Source organism: Rhodococcus sp. EPR-147 (assembly GCF_001647185.1).
Taxonomy (GTDB): Bacteria; Actinomycetota; Actinomycetes; order Mycobacteriales; family Mycobacteriaceae; genus Rhodococcoides.
In genome coordinates this window covers 1-2088 of the sequence record NZ_LVCU01000255.1, presented here as the reverse complement: position 1 = coordinate 2088, position 2088 = coordinate 1, and the positions used below count along the sequence as shown (strand labels likewise).

Annotated in this window: 3 protein-coding genes; all 3 read left to right on the top strand. The window is 65.5% G+C overall.

What is annotated here, in order from left to right; genetic code table 11:
• The first annotated feature begins 213 nt into the window (after positions 1 to 213).
• Complete coding sequence (gene mihF / locus A2J02_RS12415; RefSeq protein ID WP_008712632.1) at positions 214 to 528, top strand: integration host factor, actinobacterial type; 315 nt, start codon at positions 214 to 216, stop codon at positions 526 to 528.
• Between the two features lie 67 nt (positions 529 to 595).
• The gene (locus A2J02_RS12410; protein WP_068050465.1) at positions 596 to 1078 is read left to right on the top strand and encodes a cation:proton antiporter regulatory subunit; all 483 of its coding nucleotides are present in this window, start codon (positions 596 to 598) and stop codon (positions 1076 to 1078) included.
• A 20-nt stretch (positions 1079 to 1098) separates the two neighbouring features.
• Positions 1099 to 2088: cation:proton antiporter (locus tag A2J02_RS12405; RefSeq protein WP_068050464.1), on the top strand; the 990-nt coding region annotated here is incomplete at its 3' end.

Sequence of the window (2088 nt, the reverse complement as noted above, 5' to 3'; positions counted from 1 at the left end):
ACACGACGCCCTTCGCGAGCCGACACGGGGCCGAAGTGCTGGTCGGGGCACACCCCGAATCGGATAGGACGTAGCCTGGCTGGGAAGGTTCGGTGGCTCGACCGGAATGACAGTCGTGTTGTTCGGTTAGATTGGGAGAGCCACCAGGCACGATGCAAGAGGGTCGAGACCTGTCAACGAGCGACGGGTCACCACAATCGAGGAGAACAGGCCATGGCTTTACCAGTATTGACACCGGAACAGCGCACCGCGGCGCTGGCCAAGGCGGCCGAGGCACGCACTGCGCGGTCGAAGCTGCTCGCATCCGTCAAGTCCGGCGAACTCAGCGTCGCTGACGTTCTCGCCAAGGCGGAGAACGACGAGATCGTCAAGAAGACCAAGGTGTCCGCCCTGATCAAGGCCCTGCCGGGTGTTGGTTCCGTGCGCGCCGCACAGCTGCTCGAGCAGCTGTCCATCGCCGATACCCGCCGTATCGGTGGCCTCGGTGCAAACCAGCGCGAAGCCCTCCTGGCTGCCGTCGCATCCTGATCGACCTGGGTCGGGCTCACACCCGATCCTGCGATAATGCGTTGCCTGCAGGGCTAGCATTTCGACCATGAACGTCGAAGTGACCCTGCTGCCGGGAATCGGGGTGCGGAAGGATTTCGCCCTCGCTTCCGGGCGTCGCATAGGCGTCATCACCCGCAAGGACGGCGCGAACGAGTTGATCGTCTCGCGCAAGGACGACCCCGATGCGACGCAGGAATCCATCACGTTGAGCAATGAGGAAGCGGCGGCTCTGGGCAATCTGCTCGGGTCGCCGCAACTCATCGCTCAGCTCGGGGAACAGCATCGCGACCTCCCCGGCATCAACACCCGCCAGCTCCCCGTCAGGAAGGGCTCGCGTTTCGACGGCCGCCCCCTCGGCGATACCGGGATGCGTACCAAGACCGGCGTCTCGATCGTCGCAGTGATGCGCGCGGGCCAAGTACAACCGTCACCCACTCCCGGCTTCACCCTCGTCTCGGGCGATCTGCTGGGCGCCATCGGAACCGCCGACGGTTTGGACGCAGCTGCCAAGATCCTCGGCAATGCCTGACAATCGTCGGGTCTGACCCGGTGGCCGAGACTGCACTCGCTCTGACCGAACTGGGAGCGGTGTTCTTCGTCCTCGGCCTACTCGCCCGCGTGGCAGGCAAGTTCGGGGTCTCCCCCATTCCGTTCTATCTTCTCGCCGGTCTCGCCTTCGGCAACGGCGGAATCGTCAGCCTCGCCGGCATCGACGAATTCAGTGAGATCGCCAGCGAAATCGGCGTCATCCTGCTGCTGCTCCTGCTCGGACTCGAGTACACCGCCACCGAACTCGTCACCGGACTGCGCCGATCCTGGCTGGCGGGCCTGGTCGACATCGCTCTGAACTTCACTCCGGGCGCAGTGGTGGCACTGATACTCGGCTGGGGCGGCGTCGGAGCACTGGTGATGGGCGGTGTCACCTACATCTCGTCCTCGGGCATCATCGCCAAGGTCCTCACCGACCTCGGCCGGCTCGGCAACCGAGAAACCCCCATCGTGCTCTCCATCCTGGTGTTCGAGGACCTCGCGATGGCCGTCTACCTGCCGATCCTCACCACGGTCCTGATGGGTGCCAGTTTCCTCGGCGGGCTCGAAGCTCTCGGGATCTCCCTGCTGGTGGTCACGATCGTCCTGGTCATCGCTCTGCGCTACGGCAGCTCGGTCTCCTCGCTGCTCGACAGCAAGGACCGTGAGGTCATGCTCCTCAACGTCCTCGGCGCTGCCCTGCTGGTGGCCGGAATCGCGTCGGAACTGCAGGTCTCGGCCGCCGTCGGCGCATTCCTGCTCGGTATCGCGATCTCCGGCTCGACGGCCGCCAACGCCACCCGCGTTCTCGAACCCCTCCGGGATCTGTTCGCAGCGATGTTCTTCGTCGTGTTCGGTCTCGCCACCGATCCGGCAACCATCCCGCCGGTGCTCGGCTGGGCTATCGTCCTGGCGGTCGCCACCGCAGCGACCAAGATCGCGACGGGCTGGTGGGCGGCCAGGCGTCAAGGAATAGGGCGACCGGGCCGACTGCGCGCCGGTGCGGCCCTC